General features: G+C 75.0%; 24 protein-coding genes. 15 read left to right on the top strand and 9 right to left on the bottom strand.

The window, feature by feature from the left end:
• Positions 1-120 precede the first annotated feature (120 nt).
• The gene (locus KDL28_RS04535; protein WP_252435927.1) at positions 121-1,791 is read left to right on the top strand and encodes an L-lactate permease; all 1,671 of its coding nucleotides are present in this window, start codon (positions 121-123) and stop codon (positions 1,789-1,791) included.
• A gap of 343 nt (positions 1,792-2,134) precedes the next feature.
• On the opposite strand, the gene KDL28_RS04530 is transcribed toward KDL28_RS04535, so the two are convergent.
• Positions 2,135-3,115, bottom strand: coding sequence for a thiamine-phosphate kinase (locus KDL28_RS04530; protein WP_252435926.1), 981 nt, complete (start codon positions 3,113-3,115; stop codon positions 2,135-2,137).
• Positions 3,116-3,189: 74 nt separating this feature from the next.
• Between KDL28_RS04530 and KDL28_RS04525 the strand changes: the two genes are divergently transcribed.
• Genes KDL28_RS04525 through KDL28_RS04515 form a run of 3 tightly spaced genes read left to right on the top strand, consistent with a single transcriptional unit; the run spans position 3,190 to position 4,715 of the window.
• Positions 3,190-3,426 carry an Lrp/AsnC family transcriptional regulator gene (locus tag KDL28_RS04525; RefSeq protein ID WP_252435925.1) on the top strand — a complete coding sequence of 79 codons (237 nt, stop codon included), beginning with the start codon at positions 3,190-3,192 and terminating at the stop codon, positions 3,424-3,426.
• Between the two features lie 31 nt (positions 3,427-3,457).
• Positions 3,458-4,024, top strand: a complete 567-nt coding sequence (locus KDL28_RS04520; protein WP_252435924.1) for a DUF3515 domain-containing protein — start codon at positions 3,458-3,460, stop codon at positions 4,022-4,024.
• A gap of 19 nt (positions 4,025-4,043) precedes the next feature.
• The gene (locus KDL28_RS04515) at positions 4,044-4,715 is read left to right on the top strand and encodes a metal-dependent transcriptional regulator (RefSeq protein ID WP_252435923.1); all 672 of its coding nucleotides are present in this window, start codon (positions 4,044-4,046) and stop codon (positions 4,713-4,715) included.
• Positions 4,716-4,736: 21 nt separating this feature from the next.
• Here the strand turns inward: KDL28_RS04515 and KDL28_RS04510 are convergent, their stop codons facing one another.
• Genes KDL28_RS04510 through KDL28_RS04500 form a run of 3 tightly spaced genes read right to left on the bottom strand, consistent with a single transcriptional unit; the run spans position 4,737 to position 7,251 of the window.
• Entirely contained in the window at positions 4,737-5,156 is a 420-nt protein-coding gene (locus KDL28_RS04510) for a hypothetical protein (RefSeq protein WP_252435922.1), read from the bottom strand.
• 45 nt (positions 5,157-5,201) lie between these two features.
• Complete coding sequence (locus KDL28_RS04505) at positions 5,202-6,302, bottom strand: D-alanine--D-alanine ligase family protein (protein ID WP_252435921.1); 1,101 nt, start codon at positions 6,300-6,302, stop codon at positions 5,202-5,204.
• A 52-nt stretch (positions 6,303-6,354) separates the two neighbouring features.
• Positions 6,355-7,251, bottom strand: a complete 897-nt coding sequence (locus KDL28_RS04500; RefSeq protein WP_252435920.1) for an isocitrate lyase/PEP mutase family protein — start codon at positions 7,249-7,251, stop codon at positions 6,355-6,357.
• 106 nt (positions 7,252-7,357) lie between these two features.
• Here KDL28_RS04500 and KDL28_RS04495 point away from each other — a divergent pair, with 106 nt between their 5' ends.
• From KDL28_RS04495 to KDL28_RS04475, 5 genes are all read left to right on the top strand, one after another.
• Positions 7,358-8,017 (top strand): GntR family transcriptional regulator, encoded by a 660-nt coding sequence (locus KDL28_RS04495; protein WP_252435919.1) that lies wholly within the window; start codon positions 7,358-7,360, stop codon positions 8,015-8,017.
• Complete coding sequence (locus KDL28_RS04490) at positions 8,014-10,068, top strand: hydantoinase/oxoprolinase family protein (protein ID WP_252435918.1); 2,055 nt, start codon at positions 8,014-8,016, stop codon at positions 10,066-10,068. Before KDL28_RS04495 ends, KDL28_RS04490 begins: the two co-directional genes overlap by 4 nt.
• 3 nt (positions 10,069-10,071) lie before the next feature.
• Positions 10,072-11,943 (top strand): hydantoinase B/oxoprolinase family protein, encoded by a 1,872-nt coding sequence (locus tag KDL28_RS04485; RefSeq protein ID WP_252435917.1) that lies wholly within the window; start codon positions 10,072-10,074, stop codon positions 11,941-11,943.
• 85 nt (positions 11,944-12,028) lie between these two features.
• On the top strand, positions 12,029-12,640 hold the full coding sequence (locus KDL28_RS04480) for an isochorismatase family protein (protein WP_252435916.1): 612 nt from the start codon (positions 12,029-12,031) through the stop codon (positions 12,638-12,640).
• 534 nt (positions 12,641-13,174) lie between these two features.
• Positions 13,175-13,318 carry a putative endonuclease domain-containing protein gene (locus tag KDL28_RS04475; RefSeq protein WP_252435915.1) on the top strand — a complete coding sequence of 48 codons (144 nt, stop codon included), beginning with the start codon at positions 13,175-13,177 and terminating at the stop codon, positions 13,316-13,318.
• A gap of 86 nt (positions 13,319-13,404) precedes the next feature.
• On the opposite strand, the gene KDL28_RS04470 is transcribed toward KDL28_RS04475, so the two are convergent.
• Genes KDL28_RS04470 through KDL28_RS04460 form a run of 3 tightly spaced genes read right to left on the bottom strand, consistent with a single transcriptional unit; the run spans position 13,405 to position 16,692 of the window.
• Positions 13,405-14,085 carry a response regulator gene (locus tag KDL28_RS04470; protein ID WP_252435914.1) on the bottom strand — a complete coding sequence of 227 codons (681 nt, stop codon included), beginning with the start codon at positions 14,083-14,085 and terminating at the stop codon, positions 13,405-13,407.
• Positions 14,082-15,242 (bottom strand): sensor histidine kinase, encoded by a 1,161-nt coding sequence (locus KDL28_RS41335; RefSeq protein ID WP_252435913.1) that lies wholly within the window; start codon positions 15,240-15,242, stop codon positions 14,082-14,084. Before KDL28_RS41335 ends, KDL28_RS04470 begins: the two co-directional genes overlap by 4 nt.
• 19 nt (positions 15,243-15,261) lie before the next feature.
• Positions 15,262-16,692: an alpha/beta fold hydrolase gene (locus KDL28_RS04460; protein WP_252435912.1), complete on the bottom strand. Its 1,431-nt coding sequence runs from the start codon at positions 16,690-16,692 to the stop codon at positions 15,262-15,264.
• Positions 16,693-16,810: 118 nt separating this feature from the next.
• Here KDL28_RS04460 and KDL28_RS04455 point away from each other — a divergent pair, with 118 nt between their 5' ends.
• The 6 genes from KDL28_RS04455 (at position 16,811) to KDL28_RS04430 (ending at position 22,465) form a co-directional block, all read left to right on the top strand.
• Positions 16,811-17,257 carry a TIGR03618 family F420-dependent PPOX class oxidoreductase gene (locus KDL28_RS04455; protein ID WP_252435911.1) on the top strand — a complete coding sequence of 149 codons (447 nt, stop codon included), beginning with the start codon at positions 16,811-16,813 and terminating at the stop codon, positions 17,255-17,257.
• Between the two features lie 3 nt (positions 17,258-17,260).
• Positions 17,261-17,848 (top strand): HAD family hydrolase, encoded by a 588-nt coding sequence (locus KDL28_RS04450; protein ID WP_252435910.1) that lies wholly within the window; start codon positions 17,261-17,263, stop codon positions 17,846-17,848.
• 34 nt (positions 17,849-17,882) lie between these two features.
• Positions 17,883-19,088: an MFS transporter gene (locus KDL28_RS04445; protein ID WP_252435909.1), complete on the top strand. Its 1,206-nt coding sequence runs from the start codon at positions 17,883-17,885 to the stop codon at positions 19,086-19,088.
• Complete coding sequence (locus KDL28_RS04440; protein WP_252435908.1) at positions 19,072-19,821, top strand: helix-turn-helix domain-containing protein; 750 nt, start codon at positions 19,072-19,074, stop codon at positions 19,819-19,821. Before KDL28_RS04445 ends, KDL28_RS04440 begins: the two co-directional genes overlap by 17 nt.
• 119 nt (positions 19,822-19,940) lie before the next feature.
• A complete protein-coding gene (locus KDL28_RS04435) occupies positions 19,941-20,927 on the top strand; it encodes a phosphotriesterase family protein (protein ID WP_252435907.1) in 987 nt (328 codons plus the stop codon).
• The gene (locus tag KDL28_RS04430) at positions 20,924-22,465 is read left to right on the top strand and encodes a class I adenylate-forming enzyme family protein (protein ID WP_252435906.1); all 1,542 of its coding nucleotides are present in this window, start codon (positions 20,924-20,926) and stop codon (positions 22,463-22,465) included. The genes KDL28_RS04435 and KDL28_RS04430 overlap by 4 nt, the downstream gene beginning before the upstream one ends.
• 5 nt (positions 22,466-22,470) lie before the next feature.
• Here KDL28_RS04430 and KDL28_RS04425 read toward each other — a convergent pair whose 3' ends face one another.
• Positions 22,471-23,469 (bottom strand): lipoprotein, encoded by a 999-nt coding sequence (locus KDL28_RS04425; protein ID WP_252435905.1) that lies wholly within the window; start codon positions 23,467-23,469, stop codon positions 22,471-22,473.
• Positions 23,470-23,730: 261 nt separating this feature from the next.
• Complete coding sequence (locus KDL28_RS04420) at positions 23,731-24,654, bottom strand: proline dehydrogenase family protein (RefSeq protein WP_252435904.1); 924 nt, start codon at positions 24,652-24,654, stop codon at positions 23,731-23,733.
• Positions 24,655-24,747: the final 93 nt, after the last annotated feature.

Below are 24,747 nucleotides of genomic sequence, written 5' to 3'. Positions count from 1 at the left end.
ACACCTCACGTCCTGATGGTGGCTTTCCTGACCCGGGGCCGGACCTGCCCGCACCCGCTTCGGTAGCACTGGGTGACACAGCGCATGACGACGGCGTGACGGTGGCGCACACTCCTGGCCATGTCGCTGCTCCCCGCAACGCTGCTGACGTCATCATCGGAGCTCCTGGCCCGGTACCAGCAGGATCCACAGGCCGTGGGCGGCTCCCTCGGGCTGTCCGCGCTGGTGTCGGTGCTGCCGCTGGCCGTCGTGCTGGTGCTGCTCGGCGTCGTGCGCGTGCGGGCGCAGTGGGCCGCGCTCGCCGGCCTGCTCGCGGCGCTGGTCGTCGCCGTCGTCGGGTTCTCGATGCCGGTCGGCACCTCGCTGCTCGCGGCCGCGCACGGCGCCCTGTTCGGACTGTTCCCGATCATGTGGATCGTGGTGAACGCCCTGTGGGTGTTCAACATGACCGTGGCGACCGGGCACTTCGACGTGCTGCGGCGCAGCTTCGGGACGCTCTCGATCGACGAGCGCACCCAGGCGATCCTGGTGGCGTTCTGCTTCGGGGCGCTGCTGGAGGCGCTGGCCGGGTTCGGCGCGCCGGTGGCGATCACCTCGGTGATGCTGGTGGCCCTGGGCTTCCAGCCGCTCAAGGCCGCCGTGGTGGCGCTGGTGGCGAACACCGCGCCCGTCGCGTTCGGCGCGATGGGCGTCCCGGTGATCACCCTGGCCCGGGTCACCGGGCTGCCGCTGGACCAGGTGGCGTCCATGGTCGGGCGCCAGACGCCGTTCCTGGCGCTGCTCGTGCCGCTGCTGCTGGTGTTCCTGGTCGACGGCAAGCGCGGGGTGCGCGAGGCCTGGGCGCCTGCGCTGGTCTGCGGGTTCGTCTTCGCCCTCGGCCAGTTCCTGACCTCGAACTTCCTGTCCGTCGAGCTGACCGACATCGTCGCCGCGCTGCTGAGCGCGCTCGCGGTGTTCGCGCTGGCCCGGATGCAGCCCGACGCCGTCTGGGCGGCCCGCAGCCCGGCCATGGCCGGCGGTGGCGGCCCGGGCACCGCCCAAGCGCCCGACTCCCCCACCGAGGTGCGCCGCGCCTACGCCCCGTACGTGATCATCATCGTGGTGTTCGCGCTGGCCCAGCTGCCCGGCATCAAGCCGGCGCTGGACGCGGTGGAGATCGCCTTCACCGTCCCCGGCCTGGACGTCCTCGACCCGGCGGGCGAGCCGCACAGCACGACCGCGTACTCGCTGACCGCGATCAGCACCGCGGGCACCCTGATGCTGGTCGCCGGCGCCATCGTCGCGATCGTGCTCAAGGTCGGCGGCGGGCGGGCGCTGGCCACCTACACCCGCACGCTCGACGAGCTGAAGTGGGCGATCCTGACCGTGGCCGGGGTGCTCGCCCTGGCCTACGTGATGAACGCGTCGGCGCAGACCACGGCCATCGGCCTGTTCGTGGCCGGCGCCGGGGGCGCGCTCGCGTTCCTGTCCCCGCTGCTCGGGTGGTTCGCCGTGGCCGTCACCGGCTCGGACACCTCGGCGAACGCGCTGTTCGGCTCGCTGCAGGTGACCGCGGCCCAGGGCGCCGGGCTACCGCCGGAGCTGCTCGCCGCGGCGAACTCCTCCGGCGGCGTGCTGGGCAAGATGCTCTCCCCGCAGAACCTCGCCATCGCCGCCGTCGCGGTCAAGATGGAGGGCGAGGAGGGCGTGCTGCTGCGCAAGGTCATCGGCTGGAGCCTGGGCCTGCTGGTCATCCTGTCCGGGATCATCGCCCTGCAGGCCACCCCGGTGCTGGGCTGGATGCTGCCCTGACCGCGGGTGCGCGGCTCACATCCGCGCGCGCATCGCGGGCAGGCCGTGGTCGCGCAGGGCGGCCACGACCTCGTCCGCGAGCCGGGCGGGATCGGTCGACGGGACCAGGTCCCACCAGTGGTCGCGGTCCTGGGCAGGACGCTGCCGATCCGCTGCTGCCAGGTGAGCGGGCCGTAGAAGACGTTCGGCGACGGCCGCTCCGGCAGCGAGGAGCGGCTCGCCCGGGCCGCCTCCCAGGCCGCGCGGTCGGCCACGGACAGGTTCACCGTGAACCGGACGTGCTGCCACGAGTTGCCCACCGAGGACTGGAACCCCAGCTCCGCGAAGTGGTCGGGGGTCGCGGCTACTGCTGGGAGAAGTGGGTCCAGCCCGGCGCGCCCTCGGTGTAGGGCCTGCCGTCCACCAGGACACCCGGGTCGCCCTCGGCCACCTCGCCGAGGACCATCCAGCCCGACGGGGGCTGACCGGGGAACGTGGCGGCCAGCGCGTGGTCCTCGCCGCCGGTGAGCAGCCAGTGCAGCGGGTCGATGCCCAGCGCCGCCCCGACGTCGACCAGCCGGGGCGGGACGCTCAGCACCGACGTGCGCACGTCGATCAGCACCCCGGAGGCCGTCGCGACGTGCCCGAGGTCGGCCAGCAGGCCGTCCGAGACGTCGATCATCGCGGTGGCGCCCGCCTCGGCCGCCTGCGGTCCGGCCGCGTACGGCGGCTCGGGCACCCGGTGCGCCCCGACGACCACGGCGGGCGAGCGGAATCCGCGGGCCAGCACGGCCAGCCCGGCCGCCGACCAGCCCAGCCTGCCGCACACGGCGAGCACGTCGCCGGGTCGGGCCCCCGAGCGGGTCACCGGCGCGCGGCCCCGCAGGTCGCCCAGTGCGGTGATCGCGATGGTCATCGTCGGCGAGGAGGCCACGTCGCCGCCGACCACGCCGGCCCCGGCGGTGGTGGCCTCCGCCCACAGGCCGTCGGTCAGCTGGGACAGGGTGCTCACCGGTGTGCTGGGCGGGCAGGCCAGCGCGACCAGCAGGGCCGTCGGCGCGGCACCCATCGCGGCCACGTCGGCCAGGTTGGCCGCGGCCGCCTTGCGCCCGATCTGCTCGGGCGCCGACCAGTCGAACCGGAAGTGCACCCCTTCGACCAGCACGTCGGTGGTGGCCACGACCCGCCCGTCCGGGCTGGCGACGACGGCCGCGTCGTCGCCGGGGCCGAGCAGCGTCGTGGCGGGCTGCGTGCGGCCCGCGGTGACCCGGCCGATCAGGGCGAACTCGCCGAGTGTGCCGATCGTCTCGGTCGGCTCCGGATCCGGCGTCGACGATGGGGGCAACGGGGGTACCTCCGGTACGTTGGGCTTCCGACTTTCCTACCCGGACGGTTCGTGATTCGTGGAAGGGGCACGCCGTGGTGCAGGCATACATCCTGGTGCAGACGGAAGTCGGTAAGGCCGCCGCGGTGGCGACGCAGATCGGGGACATCCCCGGTGTGGTCTCCGCCGAGGACGTGACCGGCCCCTACGATGTCATCGTCCGCGCCGAGGCCGCGGACGTCGACCAGCTCGGGCAGCTGGTGGTGGCCAAGGTGCAGGGCACCCCGGGGATCACCCGGACCCTCACCTGCCCCATCGTGCACCTGACCTGAGCGCAGGCGGGGGCGGGGGTCCGGGGCGGTCATGACGCGCGGCACGCGCGAGCGACCGGCGCTGCCGGTGCTGCTGGCCATCTCCCTGCCGGTGCTGCTCGCGCTGGCCGTGGCGGCGATCGGCATCGCCGGGCGGCTGGGCGCGGGCGCGCCGCCGGAGCAGCCGCCCGACACGGGCCCGCTGGCCGTTGTGCCGGTGGACGCCCCGGACGCGACCGGCCCGGACTGCGCGGCGCTGCTCGCCGCGCTGCCCGCCGAGCTCGACGCCGACGCACCGCTGCCCGGGCGCCCGCTGGCCGAGCCCGCGCAGCCCGGGGTGCGCGCGTGGGCGGCGCTGCCGCGCCCGGTGGTGCTGCGCTGCGGGCTGCCCCGCCCGGTCGAGCTGACCCCCACCTCGGCGCTGCTGGAGGTGAACGGGGTGAAGTGGCTCCAGCTCGACGACGGCGTCCCCGACCCGGTCGTGATCAGCTACGTCGCGGTCGACCGGCCGGTCTACACGATCGTCACCATCGCGCCCGCGCTCGGCAGCGGGCCGCTGCAGCAGGTCTCCGACGTCGTCCGGGCGACGCTGCCGCCGACCGCGGTCCGGGTGCGGTAGCGGCGGCTACGCTCTGGGAATGGTCACCATGTCCCGGGCGACCGAGGACTACCTCAAGGCCATCTACCACGTGGCCCACCGCGGCCAGCCGGTCACCACCGGGCTGCTGGCCAGCGAGCTCGGCGTGTCCGCGCCGTCGGTCTCGGCCATGGTGCGCCGCCTGGAGGACGGTGGCCTGCTGCAGCGGGTCGACACCCGCGCCCTGCGGCTCACCGAGTCCGGGGAACGCGCGGCGCTGCGGGTGGTGCGCCGCCACCGGCTGCTGGAGACCTTCCTCGCCCGGGTGCTCGACGTCCCGTGGGACGAGGTGCACGCCGAGGCCGAGCAGCTCGAGCACGCGCTGAGCGAGCGGCTCGAGGACCGCATCGACGCCGCGCTGGGCCACCCCACCCACGACCCCCACGGCGACCCGATCCCGCCCCGCGACGGCCCGCACGAGGAGGGGTGGAGCGCCGCGCTGGACTCCGCCCCCACCGGCTGCCGCTTCCAGGTCGACCGCGTCTCCGACCGCGACAGCGCCGCCCTGCGCCACCTGGGCGAGCGGGGGGTCTTCCCCGGCGTGGTGCTCGACGTCGAGGAGCAGGAGCCGTTCGGCGGGCCCCGGTGGATCCGGGTGGGGGGCCAGCGCCACCCGCTCGGCACCCCGCTGACCCGGCTCGTGCACGGTCACGTGCTCGACGGGCGCGCGTGAGACCGGCCCCGCCCCACGCGCCTACTCGTCGACGACGACCCGCGCGACCTCCCCGGCCACGACCGCCTGCCGGGTCACCCCGGTGACGGCGCTCTGCCCGGCCCGGTAGGCCAGCACCAGGTAGTCGCCTTCTGGCACGTCGGCCAGCTCCAGGGTGCCCGTGTCGGTGCAGCCGGTCCGCACGACCCCGTCGTCGACCAGCTCCACGCAGAAGGCGCCGATCGGCGCGCCGGTCACCGGGTCGGACAGCGCCACCGACAGCCCGCCGGTCGTCGAGCGCGCGGCCGGCGGGTCGTCGACCGTCGTCCCGAAGGTGGTGACGGAGGTGAACGCCGTGGTCGCGGGGCCGGCGTCGGGGTCGGGCCGGGCGGGGTCGGTGAGGGTGGTGAGCGCGATGGACGCCGCCGCGGCGGTCACCGCGGCGGCGAGGAGGCGGCGCACGGCGCGCCTACCGGGACGGATCGTCGGAGGTGGGCGGGGTGGCCGTCACCGCAGGCCGGTTCCGCGCGCGATCGCCGTCTCGACCAGCGTGCTCAGCAGCGTCGGGTAGTCGACCCCGGTCACCGCCCAGGCCCGCGGGTACATCGAGATCGGGGTGAACCCCGGCATGGTGTTGACCTCGTTCACGGTGAGCCCGCCGCCGGGGGCGACGAAGAAGTCGACGCGGGCCAGGCCCTGGCCGTCCAGTGCGCGGAACGCGGCGATCGCCGTCTCGCGCAGGCGCTCGGCCACCGCGTCGTCGAGCTTGGCCGGGATGTCGAACTCGCAGACGTCGTCGAGGTACTTGGCGTCGAAGTCGTAGAACTCCGGCACGTGCCCGTCCTTGCCGACGATCCGGATCTCGGCGGGCACGCTGGCCAGCAGGGTGCCGTCGGGGAGCTCCAGCACGGCGATCTCCACCTCGCGGCCCACGAGCGCCGCCTCGACCAGCACCTTCGGGTCGTGGCGGCGGGCGGCGGCGACGGCGGTGTCGAGGTCGGCCCAGTCGGCGACCTTGGTGATGCCGACCGAGGAGCCGGCCCTGGCGGGCTTGACGAAGACCGGCAGGCCCAGCCGCTCGCGCTGCTCGGCGGTGAGGGTGTCGGTGCCGCGGCGCAGCACGACCGCGTCGGCGACCGGCAGCCCCTCGGCCACGAGCAGCTTCTTGGCGAACTCCTTGTCCATGGCGGCCGCGCTGGCCAGCACCCCCGCCCCGACGTAGGGCAGCCCGGCCATCTCCAGCAGGCCCTGGATGGTGCCGTCCTCGCCGAACGGGCCGTGCAGCACCGGGAAGACCACGTCGACGCCGCTGAACACCTCCCCGGCGCGGTCGGGGTCGAGCACGACCAGCCCGCCGCGGGTGGGGTCGCCGGGCAGGGCGAGCGCGGTGCGGCTCTCGTCGACCCGGGGTAGCCGCCTGCCGTCGATGACCAGCTCGCGGGGGTCGCCGGTGCCCAGCACCCAGGCGCCCTCGGGGGTGATCCCGACCGGCACCACCTCGAACCGCTGCGGGTCGAGGTGGCTCATCACGCTGCCGGCCGAGACGCAGGAGATCGCGTGCTCGCTGCTGCGCCCGCCGAACACGACTGCCACCCGCACCTTGGTCATGGCCGCGAGCGTAGGGCGGCCCGGCAACCGGCCCGGACGCGGCCCGGGCCGGTCACGGCCCGGCGAAGCGCGCCTCCAGGTCGCGGACCTCGGGCAGGCCGATGAGGTCGGTGAACCCGTCGAAGGTGGGCAGCTCGGGCATCGCCGCGGCCGGGGTGCCGTCGGCGCGCAGGGTGGCCAGGAGCGACCGGATGCCCGCGGTGGCCGCGAGCAGGGTGCCGATGGGGAACAGCACCAGCGAGAAGCCCAGCTCGGCGATGCGGGCCAGCGGGATCGGCGGCGTGCGCCCGCCCTCGGCCCAGTTGAACACCAGCGGCGCCACGCCGGCCAGCTCGCCCGCGACGCGGGCGATGTCGTCCTCGCTGGTCGGGGCCTCGACGAACAGGACGTCCGCGCCGGCGGCGGCGTAGGCCCCGGCCCGCGCGATCGCCGAGTCCAGCCCTTCGACGGCGGCGGCGTCGGTGCGGGCGATGAGCAGCAGGTCGGGGTCGCGGCGGGCGGCCACCGCGGCCTGGATCTTGCCGACCATCTCGCCCGCCGGGATCACCTCCTTGCCGCTCATGTGGCCGCACTTCTTGGGGTGCACCTGGTCCTCCAGGTGCAGCCCGGCCACGCCGGCCTGCTCGTACTCGCGGACCGTGCGCAGCACGGTGACGGCGTTGCCGTAGCCGGTGTCGGCGTCGGCGATCACCGGGACGTCGACGGCGGCGGCGATGCGGCGGGCGTTGTCGACCATCTCGGCGCCGGAGAGCAGCCCCACGTCGGGGCGGCCGATGAGCGAGGCGGTGGTGCCGAACCCGGTCATGTAGACGACGTCGAACCCGGCCTGCTCGACCAGCCGCGCGGACAGCGCGTCGTAGGCGCCGGGGGCGACCAGCGGCCCGGGCCCGGCCAGCAGCTCGCGCAGCCGCGCCCGCGGCGACGTCGGTCCCGATAGCAGATCCCCCACCCGACAACCTCCCGGTTTGTATGCAGTAACGAAAAAGTAGCGCCCGGATGCTTGCCGGGCGAGGCCTCCGATCTTAAGTTGCACACAATCTTCGCTGGGAGGCTCCGTGACACGGGCATCGGAACGGGCGGTCGGCGCGCTGCGGGAGCTGATCCTGCACGGCGACTTCCCGGCCGGCGCCCGCCTCGGCGAGGTCGAGCTGGCCGAGCGGCTCGGGGTGAGCCGCACGCCGGTCCGCGAGGCACTGGCCCGGCTGTCGGCGGAGGGGCTGGTCGAGATCGCGCCCAACCGCGGCGCCCGGGTCACCAGCTGGACGGTGGGCGAGCTGGAGGCGGTGTTCGAGCTGCGGGCCGCGCTGGAGCCGCGGCTCACCGCGCTGGCGGTGCCGCGGGCGGCGACGGCCGACGGGGACGCCCTCGACGACCTGGCCGAACGGATGGTCCGCGTCGGGCGCCCCGGCCCGGACCAGGACCTCGACGCGCTGGTCCCGCTCAACCGGGAGTTCCACGGCAGGCTGGTCGCGCTGGCCGACCACCCGGCGATGGCCACCGCGCTGGCCGGGGCGGTGCACGCCCCGATCGTGCTGCGCAACTTCCACACCTACGACCCGGCCTCGCTGCGCCGCAGCCTGGCCCACCACGTCGAGATCGTCGCCGCGCTGCGGGCGGGCGACCCGACGTGGGCGGCGGCCGTGATGACCGCCCACATCCACAACGCCCGCGCGGTGATGGTGCGCGCGGCCCGGCACGCCCAGGAGGGCGCATGACCTACCGGCTCGGAGTCGACGTCGGCGGCACCTTCACCGACGTGCTGCTGGTCGAGGAGTCCAGCGGCGCCACCTGGCGGGCCAAGACCGCCTCCACGCCCGTCGACCAGGCCGTCGGCGTGCTGAACGGGATCGGCAGGGTGTGCGCCGACGCGGGCATCGAGCTGCGCGAGATCGCCCAGGTGCTGCACGGCACAACGGTCGCGACCAACGCGATCCTGGAGGGCAAGGGCGCCACGGTCGGCCTGGTCACCACGCACGGCTTCCGGCAGGTCCTGCAGATCGCCCGGTCCTTCGTGCCGGGCGGGCTGGCCGGCTGGATCATCTGGCCCAAGCCCGAGCCGCTGGCCGCGCTGGAGAACACCGTCGAGGTCCGCGAGCGGCTGGCCAGCGACGGGTCCGTGGTCCGCCCGCTCGACGAGGACGACGTCCGCGCCCAGCTCGGCAAGCTGGCCGGGCGCGGGATCCAGGCGCTGGCCGTCTCGCTGATCAACTCCTTCGCCGACCCTCGGCACGAGCGCCGGGTCGCCGAGATCGCCGCCGAGGTGCTGCCGGGGGTGCCGGTCTCGCTGTCCAGCGACGTGCTGCCCGAGCTGCGCGAGTACGAGCGCACGGTCACCACGGTCGCCAACGGCTACGTGCAGCCGCAGGTCCGCCGCTACATCGGCACCCTGTCCGAGCGGCTGCGCGACGGCGGGGTGGCCGGCGAGCTGGCCATCCTGCGCAGCGACGGCGGGCTGTCCGCCGCCGAGGCGGCGGTCGGGGCGCCGGTCACGATGCTGCTGTCCGGCCCGGCCGGCGGGGTCACCGGGGCGGTGTGGATCGCCGAGCAGTGCGGCTACCGCGACCTCATCACCTTCGACATGGGCGGCACGTCCACCGACGTGGCCCTGGTGCAGGGGCTGTCGCCGCGGATCGGCCGGGAGACCAAGATCGGCGACCTGACCGTGCGCGCGTCCAGCGTCGACGTCCGCACCGTCGGCGCGGGCGGCGGCTCGATAGCGCACGTCCCGGAGCTGACCCGGGCGCTGCGGGTGGGGCCGCAGTCGGCGGGCGCCGACCCCGGTCCGGCCGCCTACGGCAAGGGCGGCACGGAGCCCACCGTCACCGACGCGAACGTCGTGCTCGGCTACCTGCCGACCGCCCTGGCCGGCGGCGAAATCGCCCTCGACGTCGACGCCGCCCGGGCCGCGGTCGGGAAGGTCGCCGAGGGGATGGGTCTGGGCTCGGCGGAGGCCGCCGCGGCCGGGATCGTCGACATCGTCAACGAGAACATGCTGGGCGGGCTGCGGCTGGTCTCCGTGCAGCAGGGCTTCGACCCGCGCGACTTCGCGCTCGTCGCGTTCGGCGGCGCCGGCCCGCTGCACGCCAATGCGCTGGGCAGGCTGACCGGGGCCTGGCCGGTGATCGTGCCCCCCTCCCCCGGCGTGCTCTGCGCGCTCGGCGACGCCACGACCTCCAAGCGCAGCGAGTCGGCCCGCACGGTGCTGCGCCGCTTCGCCGACCTGGCCGCCGGCGACCTCGCCGCGATCCTGCGGGAGCTGGCCGGCGAGGCGGGCGGGCGGCTGGCCGGGCAGGGCGTGGACGCCGCCGACCAGACCGTCTCGTTCCAGGTCGACGTCCGCTACCACGGGCAGGGCTTCGAGATCGGCGTCGAGGTCGACCCGGCCTGGCTGGACGACCCGGCCGCGTTGGACCGGCTGGCCGGGGCGTTCGACGCCGAGCACGAGCGGCTGTTCTCGTTCCTGCTGGGCACCGACCACGAGCTGGTCAACGCCCGGGCCACGGTGTCCGGACCGCGCCCGGAGGTGGCCGCGGTGACCCTGCCCGCCGCCGAGGGGGACCCGGAGCCGGTCGACCGCCACCCGATCCACGTCGCCGGGGAGTCCGTCGAGGCCGCGATCTACGACCGGACGACGCTGCGCGCGGGCCACGTGGTCACCGGTCCCGCGATCGTCACCGAGATGGACTCGACCACCCTCGTCCTGCCGGGGCACGCCGCGACCGTGCACCCGTCCGGCGCCCTGCTGATCAACCCCGTGGAGGGCTGAGCCGTGGCACGCATCGTCGAGACCGCGACCGGTTCGCTCGACCGGCCCGAGGTCGACCCGGTCACCCTGGACCTCATCGAGAACGGGCTGCGCAACGCCCGCTACGAGATGGACGAGGTGCTCTTCCGCACCGCCCTGTCCCCCGGCATCCGCGAGCAGCACGACGAGTTCCCGCTGATCGCCGACCCGAGCGGGAAGATGGTGGTCGGCCAGTTCGGGCTCTCGGTCCCCGACTTCCTCGACGGGTTCGACGGCACCGTCGAGGAGGGCGACGTGCTGCTCACCTCCGACCCGTACGCCTGCGGCGCGGCGATCAGCCACGCCAACGACTGGCTCGTGGTCGTGCCGATCTTCCACCAGGGCCGGGTGGTGGGGTGGGCGTCGATGTTCGGGCACATGTCCGACGTCGGCGGCAAGACCCCGAGCTCGATGCCGACCGACGCGCGCACCATCTACGAGGAGGGCGTGGTCATCCCGCCCTTCAAGCTGTACTCGAAGGGCGTGCTCAACGCCGACGCGCTGCGGATCATCCTCAACCAGGTGCGGATGCCGAACTGGAACCGCGCCGACCTCAACGGCCTCGTCGCGGCCTGCCGCACGGCCGGGCGCCGGGTCGTGGAGATGTGCGAGCGGTTCGGCACCGCCACCTACCTCGCCGCGCTCGACGCCCTGCTGCAGCGCAACTACGACGCCATGAAGGTGCTGCTGGCGATGGTCTTCGAGGAGGGCCGCACGCTCAGCTTCACCGACTACATCTGCGACGACGGCGTCGGCAACGGCCCCTACGAACTCAAGCTCTCGCTCACCCGCACCGGCGAGAAGGTGCACCTGGACTTCACCGGGTCCAGCCCGCAGGCCGCCGGGCCGATCAACTACTACATCAACGAGAACCTGACCCGGATGTTCTTCGGGATCTACATGATCACCGTGGCCGACCCGCAGATCCTCTGGAACGACGGGTTCTACCCGCTGGTCGACGTCACGATCCCGGACGGCTCGTACTGGAAGCCCAAGCACCCGGCCTCGCTCAACGGCCGCAACCACGGCATCGGCCGGGTGTTCGACCTGTTCGGCGGGCTGCTCGGGCAGACCAACCCGGCGCTGCTCAACGCCGCGGGCTTCTCCTCGAGCCCGCACTTCATGTACTCCGGGCACTACTCGTCGGGCGACCGGGCCGGCGAGTGGTTCCAGCTGTACTCGATCGGCTTCGGCGGCATCCCGGGCCGCCCGCTGGGCGACGGGCCGGACGGCCACTCGCTGTGGCCCAGCTTCGTCAACATCCCGTGCGAGTACCTGGAGTCGTACTACCCGCTGCGGATCGAGAAGTGGGAGACGGTGGCCGACACCGGCGGCGCCGGGCTGCACCGCGGCGGCAACGGCGTCGACGTGGCGTACGTGTTCGCCGAGCCGGGCGAGATCGCCATCCACGACGACCGCTGGCTGACCCACCCCTGGGGCGTCAACGGCGGCGAGCCCGGCGCCCGCGGCACGAAGTGGATCGAGCGCGCGGACGGCACCCGCGAGGTGCTGCCCAGCAAGTGCCACGACGTGCCGGTCGCCCCCGGCGACGTGCTGCACTTCGTGACCTGGGGCGGCGGTGGCTGGGGCGACCCGCTGGAGCGCGATCCCGCCCTGGTCGCCCTGGAGGTCCGCCGCGGCCTGGTGAGCGCCGACGGCGCCCGCCGCTACGGGGTCGTGGTGAGCGGTGGGGGCGAGGTCGACGACCCCGCGACCGCGGCCCTGCGCGACCGGCTCCGCGCCGACCGCCCCGCCGAGCTCCCGGTCTTCGACATGGGTCCGCCCATCGACGAGCTCCTCGCCAACTGCGAGGCCGAGACCGGCCTCCCCGCCCCGAAGCGCCCCTCATGGACCTGACCACGCCCCGTCGAGAACGACGTTGTTGTCAGTTGGACCGGTCCAAAACGACGACGACTTCGTTCTCGACGGGTCGGGGGGTGCGGTGAGCGGGCCGCACGGGACCGCGTTCTCCGGGCGGGTCGGCTGGGGCGCGCGGCCTGCGGTGCTGGTGGTGGACCTGGTGCGGGCCTACACCGACGAGGGCGGGCCGTTCCTGCTGCCCGAGCCGCGGCCCGCGGTCGAGGCCACGGCGGCGCTGGTCGACGCGGCCCGGCTCGGTGGGCACCCCGTCGTCTGGACGGTCGTGCGCTACACGCGCGGGATGGCCGACGGCGGGCTGTTCGCGGCGAAGGTGCCGGCGCTGGCCGCGTTCGCCGAGGACGCCGAGGGCGGCTGGGGCGAGCTGGTGCTCGCCCCGGCCCCGGGCGAGCCGGTGGTCGCCAAGCAGTACGCCTCGGCCTTCTTCGCGACGTCGCTGGCGGCCACGCTGCACGCCGCGGGCGTCGACACGGTGGTCGTCGCGGGGGTCTCGACGTCGGGCTGCATCCGGGCCAGCGCCACCGACGCGCTGGGCCACGGCTTCCGGCCCCAGGTCGTGCGGCAGGCCTGCGCCGACCGCACCCCGGAGCTGCACGAGCAGAACCTGCGCGACCTCGACGCCAAGTACGCCGACGTCGTCGACCTGCCCGAGGCGCTGCGGCACCTGGGCCGCTGAGCTACCGCACGCCGAGGGCGTCCGGGCGGTCGGCCGACCCGAGCCGGCCGGGTGACCGCGGACCGTCGAGATCGACGTGGTGCGGCTCATCGGCTCCGTCGAGGCCGATGGGGTCGATCTCGACGGCGGATCCGCCCGGAACGGCCGCGGACGTCGGCCTCGACGCGCGATGCTCCGCGCCATGGAGAGCGTGCCCGGGTGGCGGGTGGCGTTCCGCGGCTCGGACGCCGTCGCCGCGGGGCTCGTCACCTGGGACGTGCTGCTCGGGCCGCGGTTCCGCCACGTCTTCCCCGACACCTACGTCCCCGCCGACCTGGTCCTGGATCCGGCGCTGCGCTCGCACGCCGCCTACCGGTACGCAGGGACCGAGGGCGTGCTCGCCGGCCACTCGGCCACTGAGCTCCCTCGGCGTGTCCTGCGGCCCGTCGGCCGCCCCGGTCGAGCTGATCGGCCCGCCCGCGGGCAGCGCGGCTGCCCGGGACTGGTGGTGCGCCGTGAGCGCATCGCACCCGGCCGCGCACCGCCCCGGACGCCGTGCTGCGCGACATCGCGCGTCACACCGCCCTGGTGGACAAGGGCCGGCGCGTCTACCGGTACCCGAAGGGGGACGTGCTGCACCGCCCGGACCTCATCGTCGCGCAGCTCCGGCGTGCCCTGGCAGCGATGTCGACCCCGTAGGGCTCGGCCGCTCGGTCGGGCCGGATGAGGTCGATCTCGACGCGGCGATCACATCCGGTCGCGGCGCGCCGCATCGCGGCTGCCGGCTAGCTCTCCCCGGCGGGATCGGCCGGGTCCCGGTCGGCCCAGGTGAGCAGCCCGTGCCGGTGCGCGTAGAGGGCCGCCTGCACCCGGCCGGACAGTCCCAGCTTGGCCAGCACCCGCTCCACGTGGACCTTGACGGTGCCCGGCGAGACGGCCAGCAGCTCGGCGATGCGGGCGTTGGAGTGCCCGAAGCCCAGGCAGCGCAGCACCTCGGTCTCGCGGTCGGTGAGCCGGTCGAGCTCGCGCCCCGGCGGGCGCGGTGAGGTCGTGGCGAACCGGTGCACCAGCCGCGGGGTGACCTGCGGGTCGATCAGCCCGCCGCCGGCGTGGGCGGTGCGGACCGCCCGCGCGAACAGCTCGTCGTCGCCGTCCTTGAGCAGGAAGCCCACCGCCCCGGCCTGCAGCGCGCCGAACAGGTGCTCGTCGGTGTCGAACGTGGTCAGGGCGATCACCGCGGGGGCCGGGTCGAGCGCGACCAGCCGCCGGATCGCGGCGACCCCGTCCATCCGCGGCATCCGGATGTCGGTGAGCACGACGTCCGGGCGGCGCCGGCGGGCCAGCGCCACCAGGTCGGCGCCGTCGACCGCCGCACCGACGACGTCGATGTCCGGCTCGGCCCCGAGCAGCATCGCCAGCCCGTCGCGGACGGCCTCCTGGTCGTCGGCGACCAGCACCCGGATCACGCCCGCGTCCCCACCGGCACGGGCGCACCCGGCAGCACGGCCCGCACCCGCCAGCCGCCCCGGCCGTCGGGCCCGGCCTCCGCGGTGCCGCCGAGGGAGTCCGCCCGCTCGCGCATCCCGCGGATCCCGGCGCCGGTGCCGCTCCCGTCCGGTCGGGCCGGGCCGGGATCGTGCACCGAGACCGCCACGGCGCCGCCGGCCCGCTCGATCCGCACGACCGCGGCGCGGGCCGCGGAGTGCCGCAGGACGTTCGCCAGCGCCTCGGCCACGATCCGCACCGCGCACGCCGCGACGGCGACCGGCAGGTCGCGCTCGACGCCGGCGGCGATCCGCAGGCGCACCCGCAGCCCCTGCTCGCCGAGCCGGCGCGCCATGGCGTCGAGGTCGTCCAGCCCCGGGCCGTGCGGCTCGGGCGCCTCCTCGCGCAGCACCCCCAGCAGCCCGCGGATGTCGACCAGGGCCTGGTGGGAGAGGTCGGCGATGGTGCGCAGCGTCCGGTCGGCCGCCTCGGGGCCCGCGGCACCGCGGCGGGCGCCGACGGCCTGCAGGCGGATGGCGCTGAGGTGGTGGCCGACGGCGTCGTGCACCTCGCGGGCGATGCGGGAGCGTTCCTCGGCCCGCTCCACGGCCGCGCGGGCGCGCTCCACGCGGGCCGTGTCGGCGCCGCGGTCGGCCTGCAGGCGCAGCGCGTACCCGATGGCCACCGGGGCCAGACCGAGCCCGCCGTACATGATCAACGCGCTCGGCTCGATGCCGGCGCCCCCGATGAGGCCGAAGGCCGCCGTCCAGGCCGTGGAGCCGATCGCCAGCGGCGCCACCCGGTTCACGGCGTGGTAGGCCGCCGAACCGATCGCGACCGCTGCGCCCAGGAAGCCGACGTCGCGCCCGGCGAGCGCGGCGGCCGCCGTCGTCAGCGCGGCCACGGCGGCGGCCACCGCGACCGGGAACCGCCGCCGCAGCGCGAGCGGTGCGGCGGCGGCGACGGCCAGCAGCGGCCAGGCCAGCTCCGGTCCGCCGTCGAGGAACCGGGCGTCGGTCATCAGCATGGTCAGCATCACGGCGGCGGCGGCCGCCGCGACCAGGACGTCCTGCAGGCCGGGGCGGAGCCCGCGCCACGCCGCGAGCACCCGGTCCCGGCGCGGTGCGTTCCCCGTCACCCGGTCCATCCTCCGCTCGTCAGGCGTTCGGCGGGCACACGGTGTCCGCGGGCGGCAGCACGGCGTCGGTCAGGTACCGGTCGGCGTGCCCGATGACGCAGCGGTTGCCCTCGTTGAGGTAGAGCCCGTGCCCGGTGTCGTCGAACCGGATCGTCACCGAGCCGGGCACCTGGTCGACGACCGCGCGCACCGCGGAGTGCTCCAGGACCGGTCCCGCGCCGAGGAACGGCGGCAGCCGATCGCCCGGCAGCGGGCCCGGCGGGTTCGCCACCGGCCGCGGCCAGCCCGCGCAGGTCGCGAAGTAGGACTCCCGTTCGCCCGCCATGTGCGGGGAGAGCTCGGCGTTGGCGCGGCGGGCGCGGTCGTAGGCCCCGAAGCCGTCGAAGCCGAACCCGTCGGCGCACTGGGTGGCCAGTGCGGCGGCGGGGAGCACCGGGATCGCGCCGGCGCCGGTGAAGTCCATCGGCCCGGCGTCGCCGGTGAGGGCGCTCTCGATCGCGGCCGAGAGGAGCGGCCACTGCGCGGACCGGACCAGGTGGCCGAAGCCCAGGAACTTCAGCAGGGTGCCGTCGAAGGCCACCGGCGGGTCGGACCCGCGCACGGGGATCGGCGTCCGGTCGGCCGCGGCGACCAGGTCGAGCCAGACCGCGCTGACGTCAGCGCCGCGCTGGTGGCACTCCGGCGCGGTGTCGCACCACCGCGCGAACCGCTCGAACAGCACCTCCACGGTGCGGTAGTCGTCCTGGAGCATCCGTTCCACCCCCGACACGTGGTCGAGCACGCTGTCCAGGTACATCGTGCGCACCCGCTCGGGGAACAGCCTCGCGTAGCCGGCCCCGAGGACACCGCCGTAGGAGTTGCCGAAGTAGTTCAGCCGCTCCTCGCCAAGCGCCGCGCGGATGGCGTCCAGGTCGCGGGCCTGGGTCGCGGAGTCGAGGTTGTCGAACAGGTCGGGATCGGTGTCGCGGCAGGGCCGCATGGCCTCGGCCCCGGCCGCCGCCGCGGCGTCGTACTGCGCCTCGTCGAGGGGTGTGCTGAACAGCGGACCGCCGATGCACTGCTCCACCGGCAGGTACCGCCCGTCGCTCCCGCGCGGGTTCCAGGTCACGACGTCCATCCGCGCGCGAAGCCCGGCGAAGGAGTCGATGCTGCGGCCCAGCGCGCGGACACCCGACATCCCGGGCCCGCCCGGGTTCATGACCACGGCGCCGGAGCGGACCGGACCGGTGGCCGGGGCCCGGGCCAGGTCGAGGGTGATCGTGCGCCCGGCCGGGTCGTCCCAGTCCACGGGCACCTCCAGCGAGGCGCACTCCAGTGGCCCGCCGTCCGGGCACGGCGCCCAGCTCAGGGCGGACCCGCCGGCACCGGTGGCCGCCGCGGCGACGGCCGGGCTCGCGACCACCAGCGTCGCGGCCACCGCCACCAGGCCCCCCAGGATCGTCGGTCTCATGTCGTCCTTCCGTCGACGGGCTCGAACGGGGACGACGCTAGGAACGACAGGTCCGCCCGCGCGTCTGCCGATGGGCATAGGGGATCCCGGAGGGGGCCGCAATGGCAGAGTCACGGCCGTGGACACCCCCGATCTCGACCCGGTCCGGAGCATCGTCACCGCCGAGCACGGCCTGGTGGGCGTGAGCGTCGTGCGCGCCGACGGCACTCCGCACAGCTCGCTGGTCAACGCCGGCGTGCTCGACCACCCGACGACCGGGCGCCCGGTGGTCGGGTACGTCACCTACGGCCCGGTCAAGCTGCGCAACCTGCGCGAGCGCCCGGCCACGTCCCTGCTGTTCCGCTCCGGCTGGAAGTGGGTCGGCGTGGACGGCACCAGCGAGCTGATCGGCCCCGACGACCCGGCCGACGGCGTCGACGCCGAGCGCCTGCGGCTGCTGCTGCGCGAGGTCTTCACCGCCGCCGGCGGCACCCACGACGACTGGGACGCCTACGACCGCACGATGCGCGAGGAGCGCCGCACGGCCGTTCTCGTCACCCCGACGCGTGTGTACGGCAACTCCTGACCGGTGCCCGCGCCGCTGATCATCGACCTGGACGGCGTGCTGCGCCGGTGGGAGCCGTTCGACGCCGTCGAGGCCCGCCACGGCCTGCCCCGCGGCGCCCTGCCCGCCGCGGCGTTCGAGCCGGGGCTCCTGCACCGGGTGGTGACCGGGACGATCGACGACGACCGCTGGCGCGCCGAGGTCGCCGGCGCGCTGGCGGCCGCGCACGGCCCGGCGGCGGCGCGGGCGGTGGCCGAGTGGTCGGCGTCGTCGGGGGCCGTCGAGCCGGCCGTGCTGGAGATCGTGCGGCGGTACCGGCGGAGCGCTCCGGTGGTGGCGCTGACCAACGCCACCAGCCGCCTCCCGCACGACCTGGCCCGCCTCGGCCTCGACCGCGAGCTCGACCGGGTCTTCTCCAGCCACGAGCTCGGCGTGGCCAAGCCCGACCCGCGGGTGTTCGCGCTGGTCTGCGGGCAGCTGGGGCGGGAGCCCGCCGAGTGCCTGTTCGTCGACGACACCGAGGGCCACGTGGCGGCGGCGCGGGAGGCGGGACTGCGGGCCCACCACTACCGCTGCCCGGACGGTCTCGCGGCCTTCCTGGACGCGGCTTGACCCTGACGCAGGGTCAGGGTCGGACAGTCATCCCATGGTCATCCGATACCTCCTCGCCGACGCGCTCTCGCTGTTCGGCAACGCCGTGGCCGGCGTCGCGCTGCCCTGGCTCGTCCTGGTCCGCACCGGCGACGCCGCGGCGGCGGGCCTCATCGCCGCCGCGGCGGCGCTGCCGATGCTGCTGGCCGCCGTGGTCGGCGGCGGGGTGGTCGACCGGTTCGGTCGCCGCCGGATCTCCGTGGGCGCCGACCTCGCCTCGGCGGCGGCCATCGCCGCGCTGCCGCTCGTCGACGCCTGGACCGGGCTCACGCTGGGCTGGTTCATCGTCCTGGGCGTGGCCGGGTCGCTGTTCGACGTGCCCGGCATGACCGCGCGGGAGGCGCTCGCCCCGGACGTGGCCGCCGCGGCGGGGGTGCCGCTGGAACGGCTGGCGGGGTTGCGGGAGGGCATCGGCGGGGTGGTGCTGATCGTCGGGCCCGCGGTGGCCGGTGGGCTGCTGGCGCTCCTGGACCCGGTCACCGTGCTGTGGGCGACCGTCGCCTGCTCGGCGCTGGCCGCGGCGGTGACGGCCACGCTGCCGGCCGGGGTCGGCGCGGCCACCGGGCGCAGCGGGTTCCTGGAGATGGGTCCGGCGTGGTCGGTGCTGCGCGGCGACCGGCTGCTGCTCACCATCACGCTGGTGTCGGTGGGCGCCGTCGCGGTGATCGCGCCGCTGCAGGGCCTGCTGCTGCCGGTGCACCTGGTGGCGCTGGACTCGCCGGGGGTGCTCGGGCTGGTGATCACCGCCATCGCGGTGGGCGGGATCGGCGGCGCGAGCGCGTACGCCGCGGTGGGCGCCAAGGTCTCGCGACGGGCGACGTTCGTCCTCGCGCTGCTCACCACGACCGCCGGCATGGTGGTGCTCGCGCTGCTGCCGCCGACACCGCTGCTGCTGGGCGCCGCGGTGCTGGTCGGGCTGGGGATGGGCCCGCTCTCGGCGATCACGACGGTGCTGCTGGGCGAGCGGATCCCGGAGCGGGTGCGCGGGCGGGTCATGGGCCTGCAGAACGCGGCGGTGCTCGCCGTGGCCCCCGTCGGAATGCTGGGGGCGGGACTGCTGGTGGAGGGGATCGGTGTGCGCCCGACGGGCATGCTGGTGGCCGGGCTGTGGCTGCTCGTCGTCGTGGCGACACTGCTGGCCCCGGCCCTGCGCGCGCTCGAACCGGCGATGGAGGTCGTTGCCGATGCTGACGATCGGTGAGCTGGCCAAGCTGGCCGGCACCACGGTGCGCGCGGTGCGCCACTACCACGGCATCGGGCTGCTGGCCGAGCCCGTGCGCGACCACTCCGGCTACCGCCGCTACGGCGCCGCCGCGCTGGTGCGGCTGCTGCGGGTGCGCCGGCTGCGCGAGCTCGGGCTGGCGCTGGACCGGATCGCCGAGCTCCTCGACGGCGCCGAGCCCGCCCTGCACGAGGCCCTCGACGCGCTGGACGCCGAACTGGCCGCGCAGGCCGAGCGGATCGCCGCGCAGCGCGCGCAGCTGGCCCGGCTGCGGGCGGCCAGCCCCGACCCGGAGCTGCCCGAGCCGCTGGCGGTGATCTTCGCGAAGGCCGTCGCCGACGGGGCCCCGGCCAGGGCGGTCGCGCTGGAGAAGGAGGTGCTCCTGCTCGACCTGGCCCTGCACCCGGAGCGCACCGACGCCATCGTCGCCGAGTACGTGCGGGTGTACGAGCGGCTGGTGCAGCGGCCCGACTACGCCGAGCTGGCCCGGCGCTTCGACGCGCTCGCCGACGTCGACGCGGACACCGCGACGGTGGACGGGCTGGCGGCCGACATGGCGGCCATGATCCGCGCCGAGCACGCCGCGGGCGAGCCCCGCGGCAGCTGGCACCCGCTCGCCGAGGTCGTCATGAGCGACTGGGGCACGACGATGCCGCGCTCCCAGCGGCGGGTCATGGACCGCGCCATGGAGCTGGTCGCCGACCTCTACTGAAGCCGGGGGTGGGCGGACCGCACGGTCTGCGCGTGCGACCCGCGGTCCTTGACCACCGGCCGCGGGGACGGCGACGATCACCACGTCGACGGTGCGGTCGGGTGGCGAGGAGGCCAGGCATGGTGGCGGTTGAGACGGTCCGCGGTCCGGTCGAGGTGGACGACCTCGGTGTGACCCTCATGCACGAGCACGTCTTCGTGCTCACCCCGGACGTCTTCAACAACTTCGGCGACCAGTACTGGGACGAGGAGGAGCGGGTCGCCGACGCCATCGCGAAGCTGACCGCCCTCAAGGAGTCGGGGGTCGACACGATCGTCGACCCCACGGTGATCGGGCTGGGCCGCTACATCCCGCGGGTGGCCCGGATCAACGCCGAGGTCGACATCAACATCGTGGCCGCGACGGGGCTCTACACGTTCGACGAGATCCCGCACTACTTCCACTACCGCGGGCCGGGCACCGACCTGGGCGGCCCGGAGCCGATGGTGGACATGTTCCTGCGCGACGTCCACGAGGGAATCGGTGGGACGGGCGTCAAGGCCGCGTTCCTCAAGTGCGTGGTCGAGGAGCGCGGGCTCACCCCGGACCAGACCCGGATCCAGAACGCGATCTGCGAGACCCACCGGCAGACCGGACTGCCGATCACGGTGCACACGAACGCGGCGCACCAGACCGGCCGTCTCGCGCTGGAGTTCTACGCGAAGCAGGACGTCGATCTGACCAAGGTTGTGATCGGGCACGCCGGGGACACCAACGACCTGGACTACCTCAAGTGGATCATGGACCAGGGCGCGACGATCGGCTGCGACCGGTTCGGCGTCGACCTGTACAACCCGACCGCGAACCGCGTGGCGACTATCGCCGCGCTGTGCGCGCAGGGCTACGCCGATCGGATCGTGCTCGCCCATGACGCCTCCTGCTACATGGACTTCTTCGCCGGCGAGGAGACCCAGGCCACCCTGGCAGCGGTCCTGCCCAACTGGAACTTCCAGCACATCGGCCAGGACGTGCTGCCGGCGCTGCGCGAGTCGGGCGTCTCCGACGAGCAGATCACCACGATGATGGTCGACAACCCGCGCCGCTACTTCACGCCCGCGGGCTCGTGAGCGGGGTCGAGCCGCTCCCCCGCGGCGCCGCGCCGTTCGACGCGTCCGGGATCGAGCGCGACGCCGCGGGCGTCGCGCACTACACCGGGCTGGCGCCGTCGCTGGTGGCCCTGCTGCGCGCGGCCGTCGAGGCGAACCCGGACGGCGAGGCGCTGGTCGAGATCGGCGGCCGCAGGCTGACCTACCGGCAGCTCTGGGACGGGTCGGCGCGCGTGGCCGGCGGGCTGGCGGCGGGGGGCGTGCAGCGCGGCGACCGGGTCGCCAACCTGCTCCCGGCCGGGGTCGACTGGGTGCTCGGGTTCCTGGGCACGGTGCTGGCCGGGGCCGTGGCGGTGCCGGTGAACACCCGGTTCGCCGAGCCGGAGATCGACTACGTGCTGGCGGACTCCGGCGCGAAGGCGGTGCTGCGCCCCGGCGGGCCGCTGCCCGACGGCGAGCCGCACGTCGTGGCGGACCAGGCGCACGACGACCTGGCCGCGATCTTCTACACCAGCGGCACGACCGGCTTCCCCAAGGGGGCGATGACCAGCCACGAGAACTTCCTGTCCAACGTCGAGACGGCGTTGCGGGTCATCGACCTCGACCGCGCCGAGGGCCCGTCGACGCGCAACCTGGTGTCGGTGCCGCTGTTCCACGTCACCGGCTGCAACAGCCAGCTTCTCGTGCAGATCGGGCTGCGCGGCACCACCGTGGTGCTGCCGGTGTTCGGCGTGCAGGCGTTCCTGCGGGCGATCGTCGACGAGCGGATCAACGTGCTGACGAGCGTCCCGGCGATCTACGCGCTGGCGATGGCCCAGCCGGAGTTCGACGCGATCGACGTCGGCGCGGTCACCCGGGTCGCCTACGGCGGAGCCCCGATCGCCCCCGCGCTGGTCCGGCGGATCACCGAGAAGTTCCCCAACGCCCGGGTCGGCAACGGCTTCGGGCTCACCGAGACCTCCTCGATCTCGACGTTCCTGCCGCACGAGTGGGCCGCCGAGCACGCCGACTCGGTGGGCTTCGCGGCGCCGGTGGTCGACCTCGCGCTGGCCGAGGTCGACCCGGTCAGCGGGGTCGGGGAGCTGCTCATCCGCGGTCCGAACGTCGTGCGGGGCTACTGGAACAAGCCCGAGGCCACCGCGGCCACGTTCGTCGACGGCTGGCTGCACAGCGGCGACCTGGCCGGCGTGGACGAGCACGGCCTGGTGCGGGTGGTCGACCGGGCCAAGGACATGATCAACCGCGGCGGCGAGAACGTGTACTCGGTCGAGGTGGAGAACGCGCTCGCCGGGGCGCCCGGCGTGGCCGACGCCGCCGTGGTCGCGGTGCCCGACGAGGTGATGGGCGAGAAGGTGGGTGCGGTCGTCGTGCCGCTGCCCGGAGCGGAGTTCGACCCCGAGGAGGTGGTCGCCTACCTGCGCGAACGGCTGGCCGACTTCAAGGTCCCGCAGTTCTTCGCGGTGTCGCCCGATCCGCTGCCGCGCAACCCGGGAGGCAAGATCCTCAAGCGGCGGCTGCGCGACGGCACGCAGTGGGGCGAGCCCGTCTTCGGCCGCTGATCGGGTCAGGGCAGCCGGAGGGTCTGCAGGGCCAGCCGGTAGCCGGCCTCGATCTCCGCTCCGTCGTCGTCGAAGTAGGCGTTGTACCGCAGCGCGACGAGGCCGTCCGCGACCTCCACCACGCAGACCTTCGCCAGGATGGTCTCGCCGTCGCGCTCCATCTGGAAGGCGGCCTCCGCCGCGGGCAGGCCGGCGGCCGCGCGCCGGTCGGTGAAGGTCGGTCGGCGCACCTCGTCGTAGGCGCGCGACTCGCGGGCGGCGGCGAGGTAGTCGAGCAGGGCGCTGCGCGGGTCGCCCGCCGACGCCGGGGCGGTCGCCACGGAGAGGGACCCCCGCAGGCTGACGGGCTCGGTCACCGTGATGTCGCACCTCTTCGCGAACGGGCCGACGGCACCGTCGTCGAAGAACCCGCCGTCCGGGTCGGCCACGGGCTGCCACCCCTCCGGGACCTGGAAGGCCACCGGCAGGTCGCAGACCGGCCCCACCTCGGTCGACGCGGGCGGTCCCGGCTCGGGCTCGGCGGCGGCGACCCGGCCCAGCAGGTCGCCGCACAGCTGCCGCACCTCGATGGCGGCGGCCTTGAACGGGGTCCGGCGCAGCTCGTCGAGGCTGGCCACCCCGGCCGCCCCCTCGGCGGCGGCGAGGGCGGTGTCGAGCACGGGACGCAGGGTCGGGTCGGTGGTCCGCACGGCCACGGCCCGGACGTCCTCGGCGTAGTCGGCCAGATCGGCGCGCAACTGCGCCGTGTTCTCCGGGGTGGGCGGGTCCTCCTGGCCGTCGAAGATGATCTGGAACTTCAGGTTGGCCGTGAGCTTGAGCTCGGTGCACACGTCGACCTCCGCCGATCCGCCGGTGAAGGTGGTGGCCGGCACCTGGCCCAGGGCGGGGGCCGGGGGCGGGGTGCTCCCGCAGCCCGCCAGCACCGCCGCCATCGCCAGCGCCAGCGCCGGGGCGACGGTCGCGCCGCCGGTCCCCGCACGTCGACGCGCACGCGTCGGCACCATCCCGAACCCCGATCCGCTCGCCGCGCCACCGGCGGTCGGCGGGCCGCACGACCGTCCGGGACCGCGGATTCCCGGGCTGGACCGCCCGGCTGTCCCGGACCCGATCGACCGGCGGTGGGGCCGGGGGGAGCGAGCGGGTCCGCACCGGTATCGGCGCGGCGGATCAGCCCATTACCGGTCCGCCCGCCACAGGGCCGGGATCGGCGCCGATTGCGGCCGTTCAGCCGCCGGCCGCTCGCCCGTCCGGCAGGTGGTCGCGGGTCAGGACCGGGTGAGCAGGGCCCGGGCGAAGAACGCCAGGTTGGCCGGGCGCTCGCCGAGGCGGCGCATGAAGTAGCCGAACCACTCGGTGCCGTAGGGCAGGTAGACGCGCATCCGCAGGCCCTCGGCGGCGAGCTCGGTCTGGGCGCGCGGGCGCACGCCGTAGAGCATCTGCAGCTCCCAGTCGGCCGGGCCGCGGTCGTTGCGCGCGGCCAGCACGCGGGCGATCTCGACGAGCCGCGGGTCGTGGGTGGCGACCATCGGCAGGCCCCGACCCTCCATCAGCACCCGCAGGCAGCGCACGAATGACCGGTCGACCTCGTGGGCGGTGCGGAACGCCACCGACGCGGGCTCGTCGTAGGCGCCCTTGCACAGCCGAACCCGGCTGCCCGGCCCGGAGAGGTCGCGGCAGTCGGCCTCGGTGCGGCGCAGCTGCGACTGCAGCACCGCGCCCGTCCACGGGAAGTCGACGCGCAGGTCGCGCACCGTCTGCAGGGTGCGGTCGGTGGTGGTGTGGTCCTCCATGTCGACGGTCACGGTGGTGCCGGCGGCGCCCGCGGCGGCGCAGACCTGCCGGGCCGCGTCCAGGGCGATCTTGTCGGCGTCCACCGGGAGCCGCTGCCCGAGCGCGGAGAGCTTGACCGACACCTCGGTGCGGTGGGCCAGGCCCTCGTCGGCCAGCCGGACCAGCAGCCGCAGGTACGCGGCGACGATCCCGTCGGCCTGGGCCCGGTCGGTGGTGTCCTCGCCGAGGTGGTCGACGGTGATGTAGCGGTCGGTCGCGAGCCTGCGCACGGCGGCGACGGCGTCGTCGTCGCGGGTGCCGGCCACGAACCTGCCGACCAGCGGATCGAACGGTCCCGACTCGACCACCCGCCGCACCAGCGGCGAGCGGGCGGCGGCGAGCACGGCGGTCCTGAGCACGGGCGACCTCCCTGGGGACGGGACCGGTTTCCGGATCGTCGCTGTTCCGGCTCGGTGTTTCCGGATCACAACTGTTGGTGGTGACGATAGTGC

Origin of the sequence: Pseudonocardia humida (assembly GCF_023898865.1) — a bacterium.
GTDB classification, from domain to species: Bacteria; Actinomycetota; Actinomycetes; order Mycobacteriales; family Pseudonocardiaceae; genus Pseudonocardia; species Pseudonocardia humida.
The sequence above is the reverse complement of the archived record's forward strand: the minus strand, read 5'-3'. Positions and strand labels throughout refer to the sequence as shown.